Genomic DNA, 24,426 nt, shown 5'->3' with positions numbered 1-24,426 from the left:
TTTGAAGCTCAGTGCAAGAGAGGGAATATTCATTAAAATGTGGATATTCACGAGAGTAAGTCCTCTCCTTTCAGGAGAGGATTTAGGAAAGGTCAAAAATATTAATAAGTATTTATAAAAAAGGATTTGAACATGTCAAAACAGATTCCTATTTCCTTTGAGTTTTTCCCGACTAAAACTGATGCGGGCGCGGAAAAACTTAAAGTTGTCCACCAAGAACTTCAATTATTAAATCCTGAATTTTTCTCTGTAACATACGGTGCAGGCGGTTCTACCCGTGAACGCACTTTGTCTACATTGAATGATTTCAACGGTAAAGGCACACCGGTTGCCCCTCACCTGTCTTGTATTGGTGACAGCAAAGAACGTATTGCTGAATTGCTGGATTTGTATAAATCACAAGGCATTGACCGTATTGTTGCGCTGCGCGGCGACTTGCCGTCTGGTCAAGTGGGCTTGGGCGAATTGCCTTATGCAACAGATCTTGTGCGTTTCATCCGTGAGCACACTGGCGATCACTTCAAAATTGAAGTTGCAGCATACCCAGAAATGCACCCGCAAGCAGACAGCTTTGATCTCGACATCAAACGTTTCTGCGACAAAGCCAATGCAGGCGCAAACGCAGCTTTGACACAGTTCTTCTTTAACCCAGATGCATACTTCTACTTTGTAGAGCGCATTCAAAAAGAAGGCGTGAACATTCCTGTCGCTCCAGGCATCATGCCTATTACCAATGCAAGTAATTTAATTCGCTTTGCTGATGGTACAGGTGCAGAAATTCCACGTTGGATTCGCAAACAGCTTGCGACTTATGGCGACGATACAGCGTCAATCAAAGCCTTTGGTCATGAAGTGATTGTAAAACTTTGCGAACGCCTGATTGCTGGTGGTGCGCCAAGCCTGCACTTCTACACCATGAACACCACTGACCCTACACGTCAACTTGTGAAAGACCTCGGTCTTGCATAAGACATTTCGACCTTTTTGAGAGTAAAACTTTAATGCCACGTTTTTATATTGAAGCTGATTTAACTGTTGATACGACTGTTGAATTAACGGAAACAGTGTTTCATCACTGGGTAAAAGTTTTACGTGCTCAAGTGGGCGAAACAGCCACTTTGTTCAATGGACAAAGTGGCGAATACCATGTTGAATTGGTTGAAATCGCTAAAAAGTCGGCTGCCGTCCAAGTTTTGCAATTCAATCCAAGCAATCGCACACCACATTTTACGGCACTATTGGGTCAAGTGATGAGCAAAGGCGACCGCATGGATTATGCGATTCAAAAAGCGGTGGAACTCGGTGTTTCTGAAATTCAACTACTCACTTCAGAACGTTGTGAGATGCGTTTGAAGTACGATCGTGATCAAAAGAAACTTGACCATTGGCAAGGCATCGCTATTGCTGCTTGCGAACAGTGTGGACTCAACATTGTTCCTAAAGTACTTCCGCCTCTTTCCCTTGAAAAATGGTTGGAAAGTGACCTACCGACAACAAAATTGGTGCTCGCACCCAATAAAGATGAAGTTGATGTATTAGCTGATGCTGACCCGCACGTTGCCTTACTGATTGGCCCTGAAGGTGGCTTGAGCGAAGCAGAGATCAGCGCAGCAAATGAGAAAGGTTTCGTGAACTGGTGTATCGGTGAACGTGTCCTTCGCACAGAAACTGCACCTGTAGTTGCACTTTCAATTTTAAATTATAAATTTATTTAATTTTTACTCGATAGTTCATCTGAAAGCATCAATGATGGCATCCTTGATATTGCTTTTTATTTGTAACGCAATTACCCTAGAGTCAATAAAAACAAATGATTTGTTACCAAGAATAAACAAATACTCTCAGGAACAATACAAATACAACGATCTAGATTTAGTTAAGGCAGGGTTTTTATATTCATGACGTATAAACAAGATGAATATATCAAGCAGTACAATCATACTGCTCAAATTGCGAACACGATTCGCCATAGCCGCTATTTTTTAGTCAGTATCCTGATTATTTGCTTATATATTTTTTCGATATATCAAATTTTTTATAAATCGCCATCTTTGTATTTTAATATTTGGTTTATTTTTACCGAAGTTTTTGTCAGTTTATGCTGGCTGATGAGCACCGTTTATTTTAAACCTGAACAATATTCACTGATGATTGCGCATCGTTGGCTACAATTTCAGTGTTTTTCTGTCGGCACACTGATTGCGAGCGGTATTTTTTTAATTTTTTATTATTTACCTGCGACCAATCAAAGCTTTGAACCAATTCAAGCCCTGACACTCTCTGCCCTACTCTTGATCGTGACGCAAACCTTTGGTTTGACCTATTTGACGCAAAAACTTAATTATTTTTGTTTAGCCTTTATCCCGTCTATCGTGCCTTATCTGATTGCACAGTTCTTTTTCTTAGATGGTTCAAATCACTTATTTAGCCTGAGTATTAATTTTGGGCTCATTGTGATTCTAATGTGCGCCATGACGTCATATCGAATTCATCGTCGTGTGTCGACCTTACATGCCAAAAATAACCTACTGGTCGATAGTGCCAAGCAACAAGTCAAATGGACTGATGAACTGTGTCAGCAGCTCCAAGATGAAGTCAACAAATCACGAGACATCGAATTACAGCTACAACTGGGTAACCAAATCCTTGAACAGAAAGTTAAAGAGCGGACCTTCGACATTGAGCAAATGAACAAGGATTTAGAAAACCAACAAGCCAATTTAGTCCTTGCGCATGAAATCGCCGGTTTACGTCCTTGGGATTGGAATATCAAAGACCGTAAAATCGTTGTCACCAACTATAAGCAAGAAAAAACCCTTAGACATTCGAAAGAGCATCAGCAACAGTTACAACATGTGATCCATCCTGATGATATCCCACATTTTAAATCAGCGATGATTCAACATCTACGTGGATTTAAAGACCGTTATGAGGCCACCTATCGGATTCAAAACAGTCAAGGAAAATGGAGTTGGGTACATGATATTGGACGGGTCATTCAACGCGATCCAAATAATCGTAAGCCATTGCGCATGGTCGGTATTCGACGTGATATCCATCAAGAACGGACATCTCAGGAACGTTTAAAACTTGCAGCCTGTGTACTCGAACAAGCTGCTGAAGGGATTTTCATTTTAAATGAAGAGCTGTGCTATATCGAAGTCAATCCGTTTTACGAACAATTAACCGGCTTTAACTACGACCAAATTATTGGTAAACATCTTTTTGATATCACTGCAAATTACAAATCAATTCAACGCAGTATGCACTACTCGATCATTAAACAAGTGCTGAAAATTGGTGAGTATGATGGTGAATTGCACGAAAAATTTCTTTCAGGTAAAGAACTGACGCTGTGGATGCATATTAATGCGATTACTGATGATCAAAACCGCGTCACCCATTACATTGGAATTGTCTCAGATTTAACCGAACGTAAATTGCAAGAACAACGATTATCTTATTTAGAAAACTATGACACCTTAACGGATTTACCGAACCGTTTTTATTACAACTATCAACTGCATCAATATTTAGTTTCACAGCAAGATTCGATTAAACAGTTGGCTGTCATTCGTTTAAACATCGACCGTTTCCGTCCATTAAATGAATATCTCAGCAATAACGGTGGTGACGAGCTGTTACGCCAAGTCGCACAGCGTTTACGTCTAACCAATGCCGAAGCTCTGTTTGTCGCACACTTAAATGGCGATGATTTTGCGATTGTGTATGAAATTTCACACATCCGCCCTTCTGTGCAAGAGCATTGTGAACGCATCAATAAAGCCTTTAGCATTCCATTTAATATTTTTGGCCAAGATCATGTCATCACTTTATCGATGGGCGTCGCGTTCTACCCTGAGCATGGCCGTCAGCTAGATTATCTAAATAACTGTGCAGAACAAGCGCTGAGCGAAGCCAAAAATTTGGGAGGCAATACTACACGTTATTATTCCAATGAAAATACTGCATTATTAGAACAAGGTATCTTCTTGGAACGCGACTTGCGTAAAGCCATTCAAAATAATGAGCTGGTGGTGTATTACCAACCGAAGATTAATTTCCGTGATAAAAATATTTACGGTTTTGAAGCCTTGGTGCGTTGGAATCATCCTGAAAAAGGCTTAATACCACCGGGCTTATTTATTCCTTTAGCAGAACAAACAAGTTTAATTTCGGATATCGGGCGTTTTGTCCTGCAAAAAACCGCGCAGCAAATTCGCTTTTGGAATAATTTGGGTTATCAAAATATTTGTGTATCCGTCAATATTGTTGCACAGCAACTGCGCCGTGGACAATTATTAAATGATCTCGATGAAGCGATAGATGCCAATCAGATTGATGGTGCCAGTCTGGAACTGGAAATTACAGAATCTTCTTTGGTCGAAAATCTAGATTCAGTACGTGAACTGTTAAATGAAATAAAAAAACGTAAGATCAATATTTCACTTGATGACTTTGGTACGGGCTATTCTTCTCTATCCTATCTAGCTGATTTTCCAATTGATATCTTAAAAATAGACCGCAGTTTTATCTCTAAAATTGGTGAAAATAAACAATTGGCCATCGTTAGTGCCATGATTGCCATGGGTAAAGCGATGGGCATGACGGTAGTCGCTGAAGGGATTGAAACTGAACAGCAGTTACAGTATCTACAAGACTTAGAATGTGACATTGCTCAAGGCTATTTTTTCTCTAAGCCATTACCACAAGAAGAGGCGACTGTGTTCCTTGAAAATAATATCTCTTCGCCTGCTTATACTTACTTAATATAAGTCACTATGCCTGAGCTATAAGATTGTCTGAAAAAGACGCGACTTCGACTGTCCCAACTGTGCAACTAATGTTATATTCAAGCGGATAAAGCAAGCATTGCAGCTTTATATTGGATAAACAAAACACAATCGAGATACAGATGGACGATCAATCTTTAAAACAGCAGGCTTTGTATTATCACGAATTTCCAACTCCGGGGAAAATCAGCGTTACACCAAGCAAACAATTGGTCAACCAACACGATTTAGCCCTCGCATACTCGCCAGGTGTCGCTGCACCTTGTTTAGAAATTGAACGCGACCCATCTACTGCTGCACTTTACACAGCGCGCGGTAATCTTGTTGCTGTAGTCAGTAACGGTACAGCCGTACTGGGCTTAGGTAACATTGGTCCTTTAGCGTCAAAACCTGTTATGGAAGGTAAAGGCGTTCTATTCAAAAAATTCGCTGGTGTTGATGTTTTTGACATTGAAATTGCTGAAAACGATCCAGACAAAATCGTAGATATCGTTGCAGCATTAGAACCAACTTTTGGTGGTATCAACCTTGAAGACATCAAGGCCCCAGAGTGTTTCTACATCGAGCAAAAACTTCGTGAACGCATGAATATTCCTGTGTTCCATGATGACCAACACGGTACATCAATCATTGTGGGTTCTGCATTACTGAATGCACTTCAACTCAATGGCAAAAAAATTGAAGAAATCAAAATTGTCGCTTCTGGCGCAGGTGCTGCTGCCCTTTCATGTTTGAACTTACTTTGTGCACTTGGCGCGAAAAAAGAAAACATCGTTGTGGCAGATTCACGTGGTTTATTGACGACTAAACGTGAAGGCTTGGATGAGTCGAAAAAGGCATATGTTCAAGACATCGAAGGCTCTCAGCTTGCTGATGTAATGGAAGGTGCGGACATGTTCCTTGGTCTTTCAGCAGCAGGTATTTTGACCAAAGAAATGGTTAAAGTTATGGCGAAAGATCCGATTATCTTTGCCCTTGCTAACCCAGACCCTGAAATTCTTCCTGAACATGCACATGAAGCGCGTCCAGACGTGATTATGGCAACAGGCCGTTCAGACTATCCAAACCAAGTGAACAATGCGCTCTGCTTCCCGTATATCTTCCGTGGTGCACTCGATGTGGGCGCAACCACGATTAATGAAGAGATGAAGATTGCGTGTGTACATGCGATTGCTCGCATGGCGCACATTGAAGCAGACGCTGCATCGTATGGTGAAAAATCTGCTTCATTTGGTCGTGATTACCTCATTCCACGCCCATTAGATCAACGTTTGATTCTTGAGATTGCACCTGCAATTGCACAAGCAGCGATGGATTCAGGTGTTGCAACTCGTCCAATTCAAGACTTCTCTGCGTATCGTCAACGTTTGTCTGAGTTTGTTTATAACTCTGCATTCATGATGAAACCAATTTTTGCGCAAGCAAAAACTGATCCAAAACGCATTGCCTATGCTGAAGGTGAAGATTTACGTGTACTTCGCGCAGTACAAATTGCTGTTGATGAAGGTTTGGCAAAACCAATTCTTGTCGGTCGTCCAGCAGTCATTGAAGCAAACATCAAGAAATTAGGCCTTCGCCTTGAAGACGGCGTGAACATTACTATCGTCGATCAAGAGAAAAATCCTGATTACGATAAGTTTGCAGATGATTACTACAGCATCATGCAGCGTAAAGGTGTAACGCCTGAATACGCTCAGCGTGAAGCACGTCGTCGCTCAACACTTATCGCGGCAATGCTGGTTCGTCATGGTGTAGCTGACGGTATGTTATGTGGTACTTATTCTAGCTATGACATTCACTTAGACTTTGTCAGCAATGTGATTGGACTAAAAGAAGGCCGTAATAACTTCTTCACGCTGAATGCATTGATGCTTGAAGATCGTAACTTGTTTATTGCCGATACTTACATTAATCGTAATCCAACAGCTGAACAGCTGGCTGAAATGACTATTTTAGCGGCTGAAGAAGTACGCCGTTTTGGTATTACACCGCGTGTAGCATTGCTTTCTCACTCAAGTTTCGGTTCTGACCAAAATGATCCTAGCGCACAAAAAATGCGTAAGGTTTATGATATTTTGTCAGAAATTGCACCTGAACTTGAAGTTGAAGGTGAAATGCATGGTGATGCTGCATTGGATGAAAATATTCGTCATTTCGCATACCCGAACTCACGTTTTAAAGGTTCTGCGAACTTGCTGATTATGCCTAATCTAGATGCAGCGAACATTTCGTTCAACTTGTTGAAATCAACTTCAGGTAGTAACGTGACGATTGGCCCAATCCTTTTGGGTGCTGCAAAACCTGTTCATATTTTAACACCAACTGCGACAACTCGCCGTTTAGTGAATATGACTGCATTAACTGTTGCAGAGATTCAAGAAAACGAAAAACTAGCACTCTAATTTAGTTGACCTGAACACACTTTGTGACTTGAGAAAACCTCTGTTCTGTAGCATGATTGCTCTAAGAATAGAGGTTTTTTCATGCAAGTTTATTTAGTAGGCGGTGCAGTTCGAGATCACTTGCTCGGGCACCCCTATCACGAAAAAGATTATGTCGTTGTCGGTGCAACGCCGGAACAATTACTTGCTCAAGGTTATCAACCTGTGGGTAAAGATTTCCCTGTTTTTCTTCATCCAGAGACCAAAGACGAATATGCCTTAGCCCGTACAGAACGTAAGTCTGGACATGGGTATCATGGCTTTGAATTTTATACCGACGTCAATGTCACACTCGAACAAGATCTCATTCGACGTGACCTCACGATCAATGCGATTGCCATGGATGATGCAGGTCAGATTTATGATCCCTACCATGGTCAACAAGATTTAGAGCGACGCATCCTTCGCCATGTGTCTGATGCCTTCGTCGAAGATCCATTAAGGGTTTTGCGTATTGCACGTTTTGCGGCACGTTATAAAGCTTTAGGTTTTAAAGTGGCTGATGAAACACTGGAACTGATGCAAGAGCTTGCTCAATCGGGTGAGCTTGAAGCTCTCACCCCTGAACGTGTATGGAAGGAAACGTCTCGGGCCTTAATGGAAGACCACGCAGATGAATATTTTGAGGTATTAAGAGCCTGTGGCGCTTTAAAAGTCTTGTTCCCTGAAATTGATGCGTTATACGGTATTCCACAGCGTCCTGAATATCATCCTGAAATAGACTGTGGCATTCATACCATGATGTCGCTACAACAAGCGTGTCGTGCAAATTATTCTTTGGATGTTCGTTTTGCTGTACTGGTACACGACTTAGGCAAAGCACTTACTCCAGTAGATGAGTTACCGCGCCATATCATGCATGAAGAACGTGGTGTAAAACCTGTTACCGAAATCTGTGACCGTATGCGAGTTCCCACCAATACCAAACAATTGGCCATCTCAGTGTGTAAAGAGCATTTAAAATGCCATCAAGCTCTGAGTTTAAAACCGGGAACATTATGGCGTCTGTTACAACGTATGGATGTATTACGCCGTCCTGAACGCGTAGAGGCCTTTGTACAAGCCTGTGAATGTGATTCACGTGGTCGCTTAGGTTTAGAGGATCGTGCCTATCCGCAAGCTCAATACGTTTTAGATGCCATGCAAGTGGTTCGTAATATTAAGGCTTCTGACTTACCTTCAGATGTGAAAGGCCCTGATATTGGTGAAATGTTGATTCAGAAACGAATTGAAGCTATCGGACAATTCAAGCATGAACTCGGCCATAACACGCCTACAGCTTAAAATAAATCCTCTCAGAAATGAGAGGATTGACTTTCATCATTGCTGTTAAGCCTGCCGAAGTATTTTGAAATAAATGAAAAATTGAAATAATCTAGTGTCATCTCTGAAAATTAAATACTGATACTCAACCCAATTTAAGACTGGTAAAAAGAATAAAAATAATGAAGAAACAACTTTCCAATATATTGATTGCTATTGTCTTTTGCGGACTCCTAGTAGGGATGGGCTTTACCCAAACCCTTTTAAAAAGTTTGCCACAGCTCATCATGATATTTTTTGGAATGTTAGCCTTAGGCTCCTTAATAATTAAGCGTTCATTTATAAGCTCTATTCCTTTTTATATAGTTTTGGGAGTTATGTTTTATATTAATATTTTTCTATTGGCGAGCGCTGCTGTGGATTTTATTCATCCACATCAAGACTGGACTACACAGAATGACGGGAGTATTGATAGAAGCCCAAATTTAAACTGGCTGTGGGCGATAATTGTCTCCTTTTTTCTTTCCCCACTCAGCATTGTTTTCTATCATAAAAAAATTCAAAGAAATAAAGGTCTTGAAATAGCCTTTATTACTCTTTTTATTATTGTGACATTGATAATTTATATAAAATTTGAGCTACTCTGCTGTAATTAAATTGCATCTTTTATAAATATTTAGACATATTATCGCTAAATCACAATCTATACGTTGATAGGCCTTTTTAAATTTGAAAGTTATGCTACTGTCTAAAATGTATAAGCATTTATAGACAGCAGCTATTCAGTTCACTTATGACACAGCTGCTGGAAAACTAATGACTTTTTCAAGTTTTAACTGATTCGTTGCCACCATTAGCAATCGATCAATACCTAAGGCTATACCTGCACACTCGCTCATATGCGGTAATGCAGCAAGCAAATATTCATCAATCGGCATCACATGCAACCCAAGTTTAGCGCGCTCTGCATTATCTGCCTCAAAACGACTGCGTAAAACATCCGCATCAATCAGTTCATCATAAGCATTCGCTAACTCTAAACCTTCGATATACAGCTCAAATCGTGCTGCAACCAATTCACCATCTTCGTCCACACGGGTTTTCGCCAAAGAAGCCATTTCCGGTGGAAAATCAGTAAGGAACACTGGCGTATCAAAACCGAGGCTCGGCTCAACATAATGCGAAAACAATAAATCGATATAGCCTAAACGGTCTTCACCCAAATCTAAGCTTAGCCCCACACGACGACAGCAATCTTTTAGATCTTGTAAAGAAGCTTGTAACGGGTTCAAATCCAAACGATCCATAAAGGCATGCTTATAGCTCAAAATAGTCGGACGAATTTCACCAAAGCGCTGTTTCAAAGTTTCATTCAATAAATCCGTCACTTCAAACATCAAGTCTTTTAAGCTAAAACCCGGACGGTACCATTCCAACATGGTGAATTCACTGTTGTGTTTACGTCCATGTTCATCATCACGGAAAACTTTACAGATTTGGTAGATAGGCCCACTGCCACTTGCCAACAGACGCTTCATGGCAAATTCAGGTGAAGTTTGCAAATAATGCGTTTGCTTTTGACCATTCACATGACGCTGAGCTTGTACCGATGCTAAATGCACATCGGTGACACCCGCTTGTGAAAGCACAGGTGTTTCCACTTCAAGCACATCACGTGCAGCAAAAAACTGGCGAATTTGAGCATACATCGTGGCACGTGCACGAAGTGCAGTGAGTTCACAACTCGGCTGAAAGTTCATCTGACTCATGCTGCTGGGCCTCCATGCGCAGCCCATTCACGGCGTAAAGGATAGGTTTTACGTAAATAATCAAAGGCTTTTTGATCCACCTTGCCGTCTTTTAGGCAAGCACGTAAGTTGGCATCATCACGAGCGATATCATAAATATCTTTTAAATAACGCTGTAATACCGTCTTAAAGTCAGCACCAGTAAAATACTGCTCACAGACGGGCAACTGACTTTCAAAAGCTTTATTTATCGGTTGATTGAAAGTTTGACAGAATGCTTCATAGATCATCTGTGTGCCACGTGCTTTACCTTCCAAGCTATAGCCTGCAATATGGGGTGTCACCACGTAAATTAAATCCAACAATGCTACTGAAATCTCTGGCTCATGTTCAAAAACATCTAAGACCACTTTACGCTGAGTTTGTTGAATATCGGCAATTAAGGCAGCTTCTTCGACCACGGGCCCACGCGCGGAATTAATCAAAATCGCTGAAGGCTTCATAACGGCAAGTGCAGCAGCATTAATTAAATGATAGGTTGGATATTCCCCCACTTTAGTTAGTGGCACATGGATACTAATCGCATCTGCTTTTTTTAACAGTTCTGCAAATTCAACTTGTTTCACATGATCAGATTGCACAAATGGATCATAGCCAATGACATTCCAACCGAATAATTCTGCCATGACGGCCAAACGTGAACCGACATTACCTAAGCCAACGATGCCCAAGGTAAATTGTTCATTTGCATTCAATAATTCAGGTTTAACGAAGAGCAATGCAGTAATCACATATTCAGCAACCGCTTGTGCATTACAACCTGCGGCATTTGACCAAGCAATGCCCTGCTTTTCTAGAGCATTAATATCTAAATGATCTGTTCCAATCGTAGCACTACCGACAAATTTGAGTGCGGTCTGTTGAATTAATTCTGCATTTACCTGAGTCACTGATCGTACCAATAATGCATCGGCTTCTTTGACATCCTCATGGGTCAATGTTCGACCTGCCGCTTGCTTTATTTCACCAAATTCGGTAAAAAAATACTCAGTAAATGCCAGATTTTCATCTGCAACGATTTTCATAGTTCATCTCATAATTCCACTACGAACATGATAACGCGTTGCTCATGCCATGACTATTCTTCTGCACATAAAGCATAGCGCCATTTTTTTATAAGCTAAATGATAGAAAATTATATTAACGACAATAATCTGAGTGCTGATCTTCAATTAAAGACAAGGCCGCCTGCCAAGCCGCTTGAATAATGGGCTCGGCCATCGGATTTTCAAACTGCTGCAACGTATGTTCACAAACCTTCGGACTCGGATAATGCAATGTAGCACTCGACAACGCTTTTACTTGAATTTGACAAGCCCGTTCTAAAAAGTAAATTTCATGAAATGCCCGTGCCACACTATCTCCAGTCGCAAGCAAGCCGTGATTGCGTAAAATCATGCAACGATAATGCCCCATATCTTGTACCAGTCTTTCACGCTCTTCAGTTGAAAAGGCAATACCCTCATATTCATGATAAGCAATGTTCTGATAGAACTTTAACGCATGTTGTGAGATTGGCAATAATCCATGTTCCTGTGCAGAAACTGCCACGCCATCTGCAGTATGCGTATGAATAACGCAATTAATATTTGCACGCGCATGATGTAAGGCCGAATGAATTACAAAGCCGGCGACATTCACCATCTTCCCTGCATCATAAGTTTCAATAATTTTTCCTTCATGATCAATTTTGACCAAATCAGAAGCTGTCATTTTGTCAAAGGTCACACCATAGCGATTAATCAAAAAATGCTCAGGTTCATGACCTAAACGCAGGCTGATATGGGTATCAATTAAGTCGGTCATTTTATAATAAGCCACCAAGCGATACAGTGCCGCCAATTGACAACGCGCTTGCCATTCCAGTTCATGAATAAGCTCTGGTTTTTGCATGGATGAATTCCTTTTCTAAATCGATTAATCTTGTTTTCTGTTTATTGTGAATAATTAATAGCATGTCATATTCATGCTGTATATCAACTTCGCCTGTAGAAAAAAAACTATTCAAAAATTTAGGCAATAAAAAAACCCCAATGTAAAACATTGGGGTTTTTGAATATGGCGGAAGCGGTGAGATTCGAACTCACGGAGGACTCGCGCCCTCGTCGGTTTTCAAGACCGGTGCATTAAACCGCTCTGCCACGCTTCCATGGCCGCTATCATATAAATAAAAATTCAGATTGGCAAATTATTTTGCCTCATTTTGAACACTTGGCGAATCGTTCATACAAAATTTAGGCGATTGTAAAATTTTGGCTTCGAGCTGAAAAATAGAAGCTCAATCAAAATTTATTGAATTGAGGTCAAGGCTAATTGCATTACCTCAATTTACGCACATAAAAAAACCCTGATGCTAAAAACATCAGGGTTTTTTGAATATGGCGGAAGCGGTGAGATTCGAACTCACGGAGGACTCGCGCCCTCGTCGGTTTTCAAGACCGGTGCATTAAACCGCTCTGCCACGCTTCCATGGCCGCCATCATATAAATAAAATTCAGCAATGGCAAATTATTTTGTAAAAAACACATCCATTTGAACAAAATAAGAGCAGTTTACTGTCTTTCAGTGCTTTCGCACATTTCATAACGAATTGAATTGATATACCAACATTTTTTTCCTAGCGGGGTTAGGACTTCGACTTCATCATCCACTTGCTTGGATAAGAGTGCCCGAGCCATAGGTGAATCAATTGAGATATGTTGCGGATGATGATCATAAATTTCATCTACCCCCACGATTCTTAGCGTTTTGTGTTCGCCGTCTTCATTTTCAATATCAACCCATGCCCCAAAATAGACTTTCCCTTTTTGTTCGGGTGAGTAATCGATAATACGAAGCTCTTCCAAACGTTTTCCCAAGTAGCGTACACGTCGGTCAATTTTGCGTAACAATTGCTTATTATATTGATAATCCGCATTTTCCGAACGATCTCCAAGACTAGCCGCCCAGTTCACTTTTTTGGTAATTTCAGGTCGCTCTTCATGCCATAAATGTTGAAGTTCAGCGACCAATAAATCGTGTCCACCACGGGTAATTAAGTTAGATTTCATGATGATTTTTAGGCCTTGAGCAAGTGCTGATTTTTACAAAACATGCCTATTTTATCCTCCATTTCTACACAGGCAAAGTATATAAAATTTATTCCCAAACAAAATCAATTATTTATGTTACATATTTTAATATTTTTTCGTACAAAATTTGACAAGTATTTTTTTGCTCATTATTATGCGCACATCTTTTAGGCTTGTTTAATTTTTATCCAGTGTAGATTTTCTACATATTTCCCAAAAACCCCTAGTCATTTTTGAATGACGTCATGACTGCCCAACCCTTATTGAATTTATCAAACTTGAAAAAGTCTGAGGCCTGTTTGCCTTTGCTTTTTAGGGCATAAATTACTTGTAGCGGAGACAACATGCACAGTAGTTCAACTTCTGGGTCGAGGCTTTGCCTTAACTCTTTTAACTCTCTCCCATTTAAAGCGCTTGCACTTAGTACTATCTTAATTCCTTTTCACAGTATTAATGCCAGCAAAACAGCACATCAATATGATGCTGTCGTCAACAGTAATAAACTCACTGTTGTTGCAGTTGCCAATCCTGCCATTGTTTTTCAGGATGGTAAACATCGACATGGTTTTGGTTACGACCTTGCACGTAACTATGCAGAAAGTTTAAATGTTCAATTAGATTTTAAAACAGTGAATGACAATGCCACTGCTTTAAAAATGGTTGCCAAAGGTCAAGCCAATTTTGCTATGACCACTGCCGAAATGAGTACCATTGAAGCCAAGCATTTGACGTCATTTTCAGCCAGTTGTGGTGATACCGTTTCTTTGAAAAAGAATGGTTTAAACAGCAACTTAAACTGGGTATTTAAAAATGCAGATGATCCACTAAGCCAAACCGCGAGTGGTTTTATTTGCCGTGCCAAACAAAATGGCGCAATTGGACAGTTGGCATCGTTTTACAACCGTAATGTGGTCAAACAAGATTCTTGGAATGTGATTCAACGTGATTTAAGTAAACGTATGCCGATCTATAAGGCAAGTTTTAAAAACACGGCCAAGCAATACGACCTAGACTGGCATTTATTGGCAGCGATTGGTTATCAAGAGTCTTATCTCAAACCTGACTCGGTATCCCCAACGGGTGTTCGTGGCATTATGATGCTGACCAACAGTACAGCAAAAGCCATGGGTGTGAGCAACCGTACAGATGCGACTCAAAGCATTCAAGGTGGTGCAAAGTACTATGACCAAATGCTAAACCGTTATAGTAACATTCCATACCCAGATCGTAATTGGTATGCCTTAGTGGCTTATAACATGGGTCCTGGTGCTGTAAGTCAGATTCAAAAGCGCATCCAATCTCAGGGTAAAAACCCAAATAAGTGGGTGAATTTATATGCTTATCTAGACCGTAACAAGGCCAGCAATGGTCGTTATCGTCAAGCTGTGCAATATGTCACGCGTATTCGTGCTTATTTGGAACATATTAAATCCACACCACAACTGGTGAATATCTAATATACATCCACCTAACATTTACATGTGAGCGCACAAAAAAAAGCTTACCTTTAGGTAAGCTTTTTTCGTTTTAGACTTAAGCAGTTTGCTCAAGTACTTTTTTGAACAAATCTTTTTGCTCAGCACTTGGTTTTGCTGTTTGTAATGCCATCAATTGTGACATATCACCTTGTACTTTTATTTTGCCCGTCATAAACGCTTGCATCGCTGCAGCCATATCAAACTCAAGGAATACCTTACGTAAAGTTTCGGCATCCATGTTCAAAGTTGTTTTCGCATTTGAAGATAAACCTTTTTTAATTGCACCACCGTCTAATGACAATTCAGTATTGCCTGCAGCGTCAGCAACCACAAGGTTAATTGCAAGATTAGCCAATGCAGGTGGTAAGTTTAAATCACCAGCTTGAGCTGTCAGAGTTTCTACAGTTGAAAACCAATCATCAGTTAAAAAAGCAGGCATGATCTTTCCTCAATTTATTTTGTTCGTGTGTGTTGACGTTCCGGACAACATCAGTGCAAGCATATTTTGCTTGAGGTTTGTTATAGCATGATCATTTGTGAAAAGGCTAAAGTTTTTTGTACGCGCCGTTCAATATTTAACTGTTTAATAACAAAATGAGAAAAATCATAAGCATAAAAAAGGCATTCCGTAGAATGCCTTTTGCGTGATGAGGTTTTCGGCTTAATCTGCCATAAACCCTAAGTTCACCATATTAATGCGTTTGCTTTCTGACTCACCTTCTTCAGTTGAACAACTTTCGTTATTTTTAAAATCAAATTCGCGTTGTTCATCCAGGGCTTCAAAGTCGAATAACTCACGGTCAGCCAGTTGTGAAGGTGATACATTTTGCAACGCACCAAAAATACTGTGTAAACGTTTTGGAAATTCTTTATCCCAAGTACGCAGCATGTCATTTAGCATCGCACGTTGTAAGTTTTCCTGAGAACCACACAAATTACACGGGATAATTGGGAACTTACGCATTTCTGCATATTTGATAATGTCTTTTTCTTCCACATAAGCCAGTGGACGAATCAAAATGTTCTTTTTGTCAGAAGACAATAATTTCGGTGGCATGGCTTTTAAGCTGCCGCCATGGAACAAGTTCAAAAAGAACGTCGCCAAAATATCATCACGGTGATGACCTAAAGCCACTTTCGTCGCCCCAATTTCTTGAGCAAAGCCGTATAACGAACCACGACGTAGACGCGAGCACACTGCGCAGTACGTTTTACCTTCTGGTGTTAAACGTTTGGTAATGCTGTAAGTATCTTTTTCTAAGATGTAATACGGAATTTTGTTTTCTTCTAAATAACGTGGCAATACGTCTTCAGGGAAACCCGGCTGTTTTTGGTCAAGGTTGACCGCAACCACATCAAAATTAATCGGCGCAATACGCTTAAACTGCAACAAAATGTCGAGCAAGGTATAACTGTCTTTACCGCCTGAAATACAGACCATCACTTTGTCACCCTCTTCGATCATTTTAAAATCACGAATGGCATGACCGACCTGACGGCGTAGCTTTTTCAATAGACGATAATACGCAGAGCTAGTTGGTAGTTCTGGTTTGAAATTAAATCCTTGTTCGGACTCAACTGGCGAGAACATAGACGAGTTAAACCTAAAAAAAAATACCGCGCAATTTTATCCGATTCGCAGACTTCTCGCATCAAAAGAATGTAATTTCCGAAAAAAGTAGAAATACTGTCATGATCACGTAATCTTCAGTGCAATATTCTATACGGTACAGTTCATTTTTTAGCCCAAATGCTTATCTTTTGGACTTTTCCACAGTTGTCCACAAAAGCTGTGGATAACTTTGTGGATTCTAAATGACTTGACAAGGTGAGCTGCCCTTATTTTAAGGCTTTTATTTAAATTGATCATTTTTTGATCAATTTATAAATATTTAATTATCAATAGCTTAGGTGTGTCAAGTTAAGCTCATTAAAAAAAAATAAATATTTTTTTTGATTATTGAATCATCAAAATGACTTGATTTTTACAAAGTAAAGAAGAAATCAGTCCTTGAAGCCTTTTCATCTAATTATTTTTTGATAAACTCTCTTTAACTGTTTGGGGACAGAATTTTTCTTCACAATAAAATGAAAAACATTACTTGGACTTTGGGGCTGTTATTAAGTGGAAGTGTGGCTATCAGTTTAGCTGCACCAAGCATTTTTGCCGGCCAAACGATTTATCAATTGCGTGAAAGTAATGGCACAACGTTACTGACCAATAAACAAGGCCGCTATAGCAATCTAAAAGTTGAAAAAAAAACCTACTATCCGGACAGTAATATCCATAGTTATAGTAACTGGGGCTCAAATGAAGCGTCTGTCTTACCTAGTTATAGTCGGAATAAAAATGCCTTTGACAATATTATTAAACAAGCAGCGGCCCAACATGGTGTTTCCGAAGGTCTAATCAAAGCGGTGATGCATACCGAATCAGGCTTTAACACTAATGCTCGTTCACCTGTTGGGGCTCAAGGTTTAATGCAGCTCATGCCTGCCACAGCACGTCGCTTCAATGTAACAAATGCTTATGATCCTCATCAGAACATTATGGCTGGTGCTCGATATTTATCTTGGCTACTGAAACGTTTTAATGGCAATACGTCTCTTGCTTTAGCAGGTTATAACGCAGGTGAAGGCAATGTCGCAAAATATGGTGGTATCCCACCTTTTCGCGAAACACAAGATTATGTCCGCCGTGTCACTAGCCGCTATAACAACCTATATGCTGGTAGTTTAAGTGTATCAGGTTCGAGCAATTCCAATATCGCTTCAAATAGTGGTCGGATTATTGCCAGTTCGGATAATTATCATGCTGCTGCCCCTACGGTTGCTAAATCATCGGCGCGTCAAATTATTCAAACAGACAATGGTAGTTTTACCGACGCACCTTCAGGTTCATTTGCCACAGCAAATGCGTCTGCTTCAGCGCGTATTTATTTCAATGAATAAATTCACTGATTTTGTAAAATTGCATCTGTTTTACTAATTTTTCCTTGAAATTTTAAGACTTTCACCTCATATTGAGTTTAATGATTTTTATTTGTAAATCAGATCATTTTTCTATAATAAGAGGATTTACCCAATGATGCGGATTGGTTTGTTCTTGCTAACCAACCTCGCGGTACTGGTTGTAGCTGGCATAATCTTGTCACTCTTCGGTGTCGGTAGTTACCACGGTGCAGGCGGCTTAAATTTAGGCAACTTGCTCGTAATCTGTTTTGTGTTCGGTATGGTGGGTTCAATGATCTCACTATTCATGTCAAAATGGATGGCGAAGAAAACCACGGGTACAGAGCTGATTGACCCTAATGCACCACGTAACCAAGCTGAAGCATGGTTACTTAACGAAGTTGCGCAACTGGCACAACGTTCTGGTATCAAAATGCCAGAAGTGGGTATTTTCCCATCGTACCAGTCAAATGCCTTTGCAACAGGCTGGAACAAAAATGATGCTTTAGTGGCGGTTTCTACGGGTCTACTTGAGCGTATGAACAAAGACGAGCTCCGTGCCGTACTCGCTCACGAAATTGGTCACGTAGCCAATGGTGATATGGTAACCCTTGCATTGGTGCAAGGTGTAGTCAACGCCTTTGTGATGTTCTTTGCGCGTGTAGCAGGTGACTTCATTGACCGTAATGTTTTTGGTCGTGAAGATGGTGAAGCACCGGGTATCGCATATTTTGTCATTACGATTGTATTAGATATTGTTTTTGGTATCGCAGCGTCTGCCATTGTGATGTGGTTCTCTCGCTACCGTGAATACCGTGCCGATGAAGCTGGTGCGCGTTTAGCAGGTAAACAAGCGATGATTTCTGCCCTGTTACGTTTACAAGCAGAATCTGAAATGCCAGATCAAATGCCAAAAGAAATGAAAGCCTTTGCAATTTCTGCGGGTCAAGAACAAGGTTTCAGTTTAGCTGCTTTGTTCCAAACACACCCAACGATTGAACAACGTGTTGCGGCATTACAACAATTAGATTGCCCATAATCGAGCATCTAATGTATGTCGTAAAAAAGCCTCCCTATGGAGGCTTTTTTAAGTCTAATTTTTCCGAACATTTACTGTCTTATCAATAATCTTTCAGCTGAACGATCTTTCAATTGAATAGCCTCTCAGTGATCGCGTACAAGCAACAAGGCATTTCTATCTACAATACTCCATTGGCCTTTAACCATTGCCAAAGCAATGAACCACCCATATAAATTGCAAAGATAAAGACTAATAAGAAAATCATCCCGAGTATATCTGGGATATGGATCCATATCCATGCAACCACAGGGTTGCGCCAAAAAGCAGATTGCTGTTGTTTCTGTTCTAATTTTTCATGTAAAAACGGATGTACCACATGTTGATCTGTACTGATTTGATATTCTTCACGAATGTGCGTATGTACAACATCTAAAGCTTTACGGCTCGGTCGAATAAACACATCAAAGATCGTCCCTGCAACAGGAATAAACCCCACGACAGCATCTATAACTGCGAGTTTCATCACACCATTTAATTTGGCTTGTGGTACGCCAATCTGTTTAGCTTTATAGACGGCATAACAGGTCAAGACAAATCCTGCGATATCACCAGCTACGGGAATGGTACTCAACGCTGCGTCCGCACCTACCCCTTGTCGAGTAAATGGAATCCGAACCACGGAGTCCATCATATTGGCAAACTTTGCGAGATCGCGTTCAAGACAAATGACTTCTTGCTTTGACATTTTTTGTTTTAATGGTTCAGTCATGTTTTATCCAATAAAAACCGTGTAAATCACTGAGATTAAAACATATTAGAAGTCTTCAATCTGTAGCAAAATGCTAATCTCTATAAATTGAGCAATTGTGAAGCAATCATCAAATACACCACCACGCCTGTCGCATCACAAATCGAGGTTACCAAGGGTGCAGAAGCACTTGCAGGATCGAACTTTAACTTATTGAGTATGAAAGGCAAACTCATGCCAATTAAACAACCGAGCAATACGATACCCATCATACTCAGTGCCAAGACCAAGGCCACGGTTGCATCACCACGGTAGTAGCCTAAAATAGATACAGCAATGGCCATGGTTCCGCCCAGACACAGGGCAACCAAACTTTCACGTCCCAGCAAGTAAAACCAGTCCCTAAAATGTACATCGCCCGTTGCCAATGCACGCACCATCAGCGTTGCAGATTGAGAGCCGGCATTTCCACCACTGCCGACCAATAAGGGCAAAAAGAAAACCAATACAATATTTGCGGCAATAACGTCTTCAAAATGTGCAATGCCAATCCCGGATAACAAACTGCCAAAAACAAGAAATACCAGCCAATACACCCGTTTTTGATAGAGTTGCAATATCGGGGCAGATTTAAGACTCAATTTAGATGATGCATCGACAGCACCAGATTTTAAAAAATCTTCTGTTGCCTCTTCACTGGCCACATCCATTGCATCATCATATGTCACAATACCCACCATCACACCGGCATGATCTATAATGGGTAATGCCAGTAAGTCATAACGAGCAATGGTTTTGGCTACTTCATTCTGATCGCTGTCAAAATATGCAAAAATAATATCGGTCGCCATTAAATCACTAATATTGCTTTGTTCTTCGGCAAGTATTAATTGTTTGAGCGATAAAACACCCAGCAGCTTTCTTGCTTCATCAAGTACATAGGCCAAATAAATGGTTTCCGAATCCGGTGCCTCATAACGCAACATTTTAATGGCATCTTTTACCGACATATTCGGTTTTAGGGTGGCATATTCGGAGCTCATGATGGCCCCTGCCGTACCTTCTACATAAGAAGAGAGCTGCCGAATATCTTCTCGCTCGGCCTGTGCCAATGCAGGCAATAAAGTATTTTGCTGCTCGTGATCTAAACATTTAAATAAATCGACACGCTTGTCTGAAGGCATTTCGCCCATAATTTCAGCCAAGTCTGTTCGCGTTAAACCGCGTGCAAATTTTACTTGTTCTTCGGGTTTGAGATATGAAAATACATAGGCGCGTGCAGGAAGATGCAGTAGCAGCTTTTGACTATTCTCTAAAGGTAATTGTGCCAAAATATCAGCCAAATCTGCGGCTTTAAACGTTTTAACAGAGTCTAATGCCAATGCAATATCTTGCTTGCTTAATGCATCATTTAAAAGATATAAAAAGTTGTTGTAGCTCATGCTCGCCCCCTATTACCCAACCTATGTAATAGGGCCGCAACGGCTCTTATTTTATTTGCCGAATGAACCCACATAATAATGTTGGTAAATATATATGTTTGAAATTTGGTGTATCTGACAACTGTGCCTGTCCATTTAGGGATTTAATCCTCATCAAACCGCTTATACGCGCAGCAATACTACGAAAAACTGTTACATTTCTCAACCTTTACAATGAAACCTAAACAATTTAATCACTTATGTTTCTTTTAACAGACTTGGGCTTAAATAGAGTCCGTATCAATACATACATAAACGGAATAAAGATCAGCACCAAAACCGTACCGAATATTACCCCACCGAGTACGCTCCCCCCAATCTCTTGGCGACTGGCTGCACCTGCACCAAAAGCAAGAACTAAAGGAACCACTCCCGCACCAAAAGCCAAAGAGGTCATCAAAATAGGACGTAAACGAAGTGCTGCGCCTTCCATTGCAGCTTCGATTACATGTTTGCCTTTTTCTTGTGCCATCGCTGCAAACTCTACAATCAAGATCGCGTTTTTACAGGACAAACCAATTGTTGTCAGTAGAGCAATTTGGAAATAGATGTCATTTGGAAAACCGGCCATGTAGCTAAACAAAATATTACCACCTATCCCAAGTGGAATCGCACTCATGACTGCTGTTGGAATACTCCAACTTTCATATAGGGCAGCGAGACAGAGGAAAATAAATCCAATCGAGACCAAATATAGCCAAAACGCTTGATGACTTGATTTTTGCTCTTCAAAGGATAACCCACTCCATGCCACGTCCACACCCGGCACTTGATCAACTAAAGCTTTAACATCCTGCATGGCTTGTCCACTTGAGACATTTTTGGCTGTATCCGCTTCCATTTGTAATGCGGTATAGCCCATGAAACGGTTAACAACTTCTGGACCACCACTCCAACCAATGGTTGAAAAATTACTAAATGGAATCATTTCATTTTGGTCATTACGTACATGCCAATAAGCTAAATCTTCTGGTTTAGAACGGAATTCGGCATCTGCCTGCATCATGACGCGTTTAATGCGCCCACGGTCGATAAAATCGTTGATATAGCTACCGCTCCATGCACTACTCATGGTGCTATTAATCGCATTTTGAGTTAACCCCAAGGCCATAGCTTGTTTTTGATCAATATCCACTTTTAGTTCGGCTTTATCGGGGTTTGAGCGTTTGTCTAAATTTTCGAAACTGCTGAATTGTGAAGATTTTTCTTGCAAGCTTTTAAATTGCGCATCGAGATAAGCACGGCCTTCACCATTCATATCTCGCAGCCAAAATTCCAGACCATCGGTTTGCCCAAGGCCACTGACAGAGGACGGCATGCTGACATTGATTTGTGCATTGTTAAATTTTTTAAAATGTTTCATAGCACGTTCACGAATCGCTTGCGCTGAATTGTGTTGTCCTGAACGTTCATCCCAATGCTTCAGTGCAATAAAGCCTTGCCCTAAGTTTTGACCCGTACCAGAAAAATTTCGTCCATAACGAATCATCACCAAATCAACATTTTGCTTTTCTTCAGTTAAAAAGTACTGCCGAATTTGTTCACCGACCTCACGACTTTTCGACATCGGTGCACCTTCTTGTAATTTAAGTTGCACACTCAAAATACCTTGGTCTTCACTAGGAATAAAACTGGTCGGCAAAGCACGATAAAACAAAGCAAATACCGTAATGAGCCCCGCAAACAAAACCACCGTCCATAAGCGATAACGAACCGTGGCTTTTGCAAGTGTCAAATATTTGGTTTTTAAAATCTCTAATTTGGCGTTAAACCAAATCGCCCAGCGCTGTGGTTTCGGATTGGGTTTTAAAATTAAGGCACATAATGCAGGGGTTAAAATCAGCGCAACCATCAGTGACAAGCCCATTGCAGCCACAAGTGTGATGGAAAATTGTCTATAGATCACGCCCGTTGAACCACCAAAGAACGCCATGGGAATAAATACAGCGGTTAATACCAAAGTAATCCCGATTAATGCCCCACTAATTTCATGCATCGACTCGATGGCTGCTTGTTTTGCTGTTAACTGTTGTTCATGCATTAAACGTTCGACGTTTTCCACCACAACAATCGCATCATCGACCAACAGACCGATGGCCAATACCAATGCAAACAATGTGAGCGTGTTAATGGTCATGCCCAAAGCATATAAAATCGCTAAAGTCCCTAGAATCACCACAGGCACGGTAATCGCAGGTATCAGCGTTGCTCGCCAATTTTGTAAGAAGATAAACATCACCAAAACCACCAATAAAACGGCTTCGAATAATGTTTTCACCACTTCTTTAATCGATTCTTGTACAAATGGTGTGTTATCCCGAGGATAAACAATTTTATAACCGGCTGGTAATTGCTTCGCTAACTGTTCAATTTCTTGCTTAATTAAGGCAGAGGTTTCAAGTGCGTTTGCCCCAGAAGCCAATGAGATCCCCATCCCTGAAGATGGATATCCATTAATGGTATTGACCCCTGAATAATTTTCCGCACCCAATTCAACACGTGCAACGTCTTTTAAATAGACAAAACTGCCATCTCGTGCAGATTTGACAATAATATTTTCAAATTCTTCAACTGACTTTAAACGTGAACCTGAAGTGACTTTTGCATTGAGATATTGATCCGATACACTCGGCAATTCACCTACGGCTCCGGCTGCAACCTGCGTATTTTGTGATTCAACAGCCGCACGGATATCACTGGGCATAAGGCTATATTGCTTTAACTTCAGTGGGTTGAGCCAAATACGCATGGCAAATTGCGAACCAAAAACATCGACTTCACCAATACCCTCAATTCGAGCAATGTCCTGTTCTAGATGAGTCATCATATAGTCACCAAGTTCGATATTCGAACTCTTGCCAGTCTCATCATAGAGGCCGATAACCATATGGGTATCACCCAAAGATTTATAGACATTTACCCCTTGGCGCTGCACATCTTCAGGCAGCCGATTGATTACTCCATTTATGGCATTTTGTACTTGTACTTGAGCGGTATCTGGGTCAGTGCCATTTTCAAAACTGATGCTGATCCGGCTTCGACCTGAAGAGTCGCTGCTTGAACTAAAATATAAAAGATGATCAATTCCTTTAATTTGTTGCTCAAGAACTTGTGTGACACTTTCCTCGACTGTTTCTGCTGACGCACCGCTATAACTTGCACTGACCGTAATTCGTGGTGGTGCAATATCTGGATAGCGCTCTACCGGTAAATTGAGCACAGCAAATAGCCCGAGCGCCATGACGATGATCGCCAAGACACCTGCAAAAATCGGTCGATAAATAAAAAACTTAGACAGCATCAGTCCATGTCACTTTTCAATTAATGAAATAAAATGTGTTGATTGATTTTTTCAAAAAATCTTATTGAT

At 40.6% G+C, this 24,426-nt stretch carries 18 protein-coding genes and 2 tRNA genes; 9 read left to right on the top strand and 11 right to left on the bottom strand.

Going from position 1 to position 24,426, the window contains the following annotated elements; genetic code table 11:
• Nucleotides 1–132 precede the first annotated feature (132 nt).
• The 6 genes from metF to MST18_RS04780 all read left to right on the top strand — a co-directional run bounded on the left by metF (nucleotide 133) and on the right by MST18_RS04780 (nucleotide 9,153).
• A complete protein-coding gene (gene metF, locus MST18_RS04805; protein WP_168378282.1) occupies nucleotides 133–969 on the top strand; it encodes a methylenetetrahydrofolate reductase [NAD(P)H] in 837 nt (278 codons plus the stop codon).
• A 32-nt stretch (nucleotides 970–1,001) separates the two neighbouring features.
• Nucleotides 1,002–1,715: a 16S rRNA (uracil(1498)-N(3))-methyltransferase gene (locus tag MST18_RS04800; RefSeq protein WP_180132931.1), complete on the top strand. Its 714-nt coding sequence runs from the start codon at nucleotides 1,002–1,004 to the stop codon at nucleotides 1,713–1,715.
• 183 nt (nucleotides 1,716–1,898) lie between these two features.
• Nucleotides 1,899–4,775: an EAL domain-containing protein gene (locus MST18_RS04795; protein WP_180132932.1), complete on the top strand. Its 2,877-nt coding sequence runs from the start codon at nucleotides 1,899–1,901 to the stop codon at nucleotides 4,773–4,775.
• A 140-nt stretch (nucleotides 4,776–4,915) separates the two neighbouring features.
• Nucleotides 4,916–7,195, top strand: coding sequence for an NADP-dependent malic enzyme (locus MST18_RS04790; protein ID WP_111883905.1), 2,280 nt, complete (start codon nucleotides 4,916–4,918; stop codon nucleotides 7,193–7,195).
• 81 nt (nucleotides 7,196–7,276) lie between these two features.
• Nucleotides 7,277–8,518 carry a multifunctional CCA addition/repair protein gene (locus MST18_RS04785; protein WP_180076772.1) on the top strand — a complete coding sequence of 414 codons (1,242 nt, stop codon included), beginning with the start codon at nucleotides 7,277–7,279 and terminating at the stop codon, nucleotides 8,516–8,518.
• 161 nt (nucleotides 8,519–8,679) lie between these two features.
• Entirely contained in the window at nucleotides 8,680–9,153 is a 474-nt protein-coding gene (locus MST18_RS04780; RefSeq protein ID WP_111883903.1) for a hypothetical protein, read from the top strand.
• 135 nt (nucleotides 9,154–9,288) lie between these two features.
• On the opposite strand, the gene epmA is transcribed toward MST18_RS04780, so the two are convergent.
• From epmA to greB, 6 genes are all read right to left on the bottom strand, one after another.
• Entirely contained in the window at nucleotides 9,289–10,257 is a 969-nt protein-coding gene (gene epmA / locus MST18_RS04775) for an EF-P lysine aminoacylase EpmA (protein ID WP_373423578.1), read from the bottom strand.
• 5 nt (nucleotides 10,258–10,262) lie between these two features.
• Nucleotides 10,263–11,330 (bottom strand): 4-phosphoerythronate dehydrogenase, encoded by a 1,068-nt coding sequence (locus tag MST18_RS04770; RefSeq protein ID WP_180113920.1) that lies wholly within the window; start codon nucleotides 11,328–11,330, stop codon nucleotides 10,263–10,265.
• Between the two features lie 115 nt (nucleotides 11,331–11,445).
• Complete coding sequence (locus tag MST18_RS04765) at nucleotides 11,446–12,198, bottom strand: class II aldolase/adducin family protein (protein WP_180074387.1); 753 nt, start codon at nucleotides 12,196–12,198, stop codon at nucleotides 11,446–11,448.
• A 166-nt stretch (nucleotides 12,199–12,364) separates the two neighbouring features.
• Nucleotides 12,365–12,454 (bottom strand) — tRNA-Ser (locus tag MST18_RS04760).
• Between the two features lie 230 nt (nucleotides 12,455–12,684).
• Nucleotides 12,685–12,774, bottom strand: a tRNA-Ser gene (locus tag MST18_RS04755).
• 83 nt (nucleotides 12,775–12,857) lie between these two features.
• Nucleotides 12,858–13,355, bottom strand: a complete 498-nt coding sequence (greB, locus tag MST18_RS04750; protein ID WP_180132933.1) for a transcription elongation factor GreB — start codon at nucleotides 13,353–13,355, stop codon at nucleotides 12,858–12,860.
• A 365-nt stretch (nucleotides 13,356–13,720) separates the two neighbouring features.
• Here greB and MST18_RS04745 point away from each other — a divergent pair, with 365 nt between their 5' ends.
• Nucleotides 13,721–14,833: a transglycosylase SLT domain-containing protein gene (locus MST18_RS04745; RefSeq protein ID WP_180132934.1), complete on the top strand. Its 1,113-nt coding sequence runs from the start codon at nucleotides 13,721–13,723 to the stop codon at nucleotides 14,831–14,833.
• Nucleotides 14,834–14,909: 76 nt separating this feature from the next.
• Here the strand turns inward: MST18_RS04745 and MST18_RS04740 are convergent, their stop codons facing one another.
• Both MST18_RS04740 and ttcA read right to left on the bottom strand, forming a co-directional pair.
• On the bottom strand, nucleotides 14,910–15,293 hold the full coding sequence (locus tag MST18_RS04740; protein WP_180008384.1) for an SCP2 sterol-binding domain-containing protein: 384 nt from the start codon (nucleotides 15,291–15,293) through the stop codon (nucleotides 14,910–14,912).
• Nucleotides 15,294–15,515: 222 nt separating this feature from the next.
• Complete coding sequence (ttcA, locus tag MST18_RS04735) at nucleotides 15,516–16,445, bottom strand: tRNA 2-thiocytidine(32) synthetase TtcA (protein ID WP_180132935.1); 930 nt, start codon at nucleotides 16,443–16,445, stop codon at nucleotides 15,516–15,518.
• A 497-nt stretch (nucleotides 16,446–16,942) separates the two neighbouring features.
• Between ttcA and MST18_RS04730 the strand changes: the two genes are divergently transcribed.
• Both MST18_RS04730 and htpX read left to right on the top strand, forming a co-directional pair.
• The gene (locus tag MST18_RS04730; RefSeq protein WP_180126366.1) at nucleotides 16,943–17,806 is read left to right on the top strand and encodes a lytic transglycosylase domain-containing protein; all 864 of its coding nucleotides are present in this window, start codon (nucleotides 16,943–16,945) and stop codon (nucleotides 17,804–17,806) included.
• A gap of 133 nt (nucleotides 17,807–17,939) precedes the next feature.
• Complete coding sequence (gene htpX / locus MST18_RS04725; protein WP_078192146.1) at nucleotides 17,940–18,845, top strand: protease HtpX; 906 nt, start codon at nucleotides 17,940–17,942, stop codon at nucleotides 18,843–18,845.
• A gap of 160 nt (nucleotides 18,846–19,005) precedes the next feature.
• On the opposite strand, the gene MST18_RS04720 is transcribed toward htpX, so the two are convergent.
• From MST18_RS04720 to MST18_RS04710, 3 genes are all read right to left on the bottom strand, one after another.
• Nucleotides 19,006–19,596, bottom strand: a complete 591-nt coding sequence (locus MST18_RS04720; RefSeq protein ID WP_180132936.1) for a DUF4112 domain-containing protein — start codon at nucleotides 19,594–19,596, stop codon at nucleotides 19,006–19,008.
• Nucleotides 19,597–19,676: 80 nt separating this feature from the next.
• The gene (mgtE, locus tag MST18_RS04715) at nucleotides 19,677–21,017 is read right to left on the bottom strand and encodes a magnesium transporter (RefSeq protein ID WP_078192148.1); all 1,341 of its coding nucleotides are present in this window, start codon (nucleotides 21,015–21,017) and stop codon (nucleotides 19,677–19,679) included.
• A gap of 229 nt (nucleotides 21,018–21,246) precedes the next feature.
• Nucleotides 21,247–24,357: a multidrug efflux RND transporter permease subunit gene (locus tag MST18_RS04710; RefSeq protein ID WP_180132937.1), complete on the bottom strand. Its 3,111-nt coding sequence runs from the start codon at nucleotides 24,355–24,357 to the stop codon at nucleotides 21,247–21,249.
• Nucleotides 24,358–24,426: the final 69 nt, after the last annotated feature.

The sequence above is a fragment of the Acinetobacter sp. YH12068_T genome (assembly GCF_024606005.1).
GTDB classification, from domain to species: Bacteria; Pseudomonadota; Gammaproteobacteria; order Pseudomonadales; family Moraxellaceae; genus Acinetobacter; species Acinetobacter amyesii.
This window is presented reverse-complemented; position numbering and strand designations above follow the sequence as displayed.

Excerpts from the sequence above, each read along its gene's own strand:
- MST18_RS04770 (WP_180113920.1), bottom strand. The coding sequence starts at position 11,330 with ATGAAAATCGTTGCAGATGAAAATCTGGCATTTACTGAGTATTTTTTT.
- MST18_RS04740 (WP_180008384.1), bottom strand. The coding sequence starts at position 15,293 with ATGCCTGCTTTTTTAACTGATGATTGGTTTTCAACTGTAGAAACTCTG.
- htpX (WP_078192146.1), top strand. The coding sequence starts at position 17,940 with ATGATGCGGATTGGTTTGTTCTTGCTAACCAACCTCGCGGTACTGGTT.
- metF (WP_168378282.1), top strand. The coding sequence starts at position 133 with ATGTCAAAACAGATTCCTATTTCCTTTGAGTTTTTCCCGACTAAAACT.
- MST18_RS04795 (WP_180132932.1), top strand. The coding sequence starts at position 1,899 with ATGACGTATAAACAAGATGAATATATCAAGCAGTACAATCATACTGCT.
- mgtE (WP_078192148.1), bottom strand. The coding sequence starts at position 21,017 with ATGAGCTACAACAACTTTTTATATCTTTTAAATGATGCATTAAGCAAG.
- MST18_RS04785 (WP_180076772.1), top strand. The coding sequence starts at position 7,277 with ATGCAAGTTTATTTAGTAGGCGGTGCAGTTCGAGATCACTTGCTCGGG.
- MST18_RS04780 (WP_111883903.1), top strand. The coding sequence starts at position 8,680 with ATGAAGAAACAACTTTCCAATATATTGATTGCTATTGTCTTTTGCGGA.
- MST18_RS04765 (WP_180074387.1), bottom strand. The coding sequence starts at position 12,198 with ATGCAAAAACCAGAGCTTATTCATGAACTGGAATGGCAAGCGCGTTGT.
- MST18_RS04800 (WP_180132931.1), top strand. The coding sequence starts at position 1,002 with ATGCCACGTTTTTATATTGAAGCTGATTTAACTGTTGATACGACTGTT.
- greB (WP_180132933.1), bottom strand. The coding sequence starts at position 13,355 with ATGAAATCTAACTTAATTACCCGTGGTGGACACGATTTATTGGTCGCT.
- ttcA (WP_180132935.1), bottom strand. The coding sequence starts at position 16,445 with ATGTTCTCGCCAGTTGAGTCCGAACAAGGATTTAATTTCAAACCAGAA.
- MST18_RS04745 (WP_180132934.1), top strand. The coding sequence starts at position 13,721 with ATGCACAGTAGTTCAACTTCTGGGTCGAGGCTTTGCCTTAACTCTTTT.
- MST18_RS04730 (WP_180126366.1), top strand. The coding sequence starts at position 16,943 with ATGAAAAACATTACTTGGACTTTGGGGCTGTTATTAAGTGGAAGTGTG.
- epmA (WP_373423578.1), bottom strand. The coding sequence starts at position 10,257 with ATGAACTTTCAGCCGAGTTGTGAACTCACTGCACTTCGTGCACGTGCC.
- MST18_RS04720 (WP_180132936.1), bottom strand. The coding sequence starts at position 19,596 with ATGACTGAACCATTAAAACAAAAAATGTCAAAGCAAGAAGTCATTTGT.
- MST18_RS04710 (WP_180132937.1), bottom strand. The coding sequence starts at position 24,357 with ATGCTGTCTAAGTTTTTTATTTATCGACCGATTTTTGCAGGTGTCTTG.
- MST18_RS04790 (WP_111883905.1), top strand. The coding sequence starts at position 4,916 with ATGGACGATCAATCTTTAAAACAGCAGGCTTTGTATTATCACGAATTT.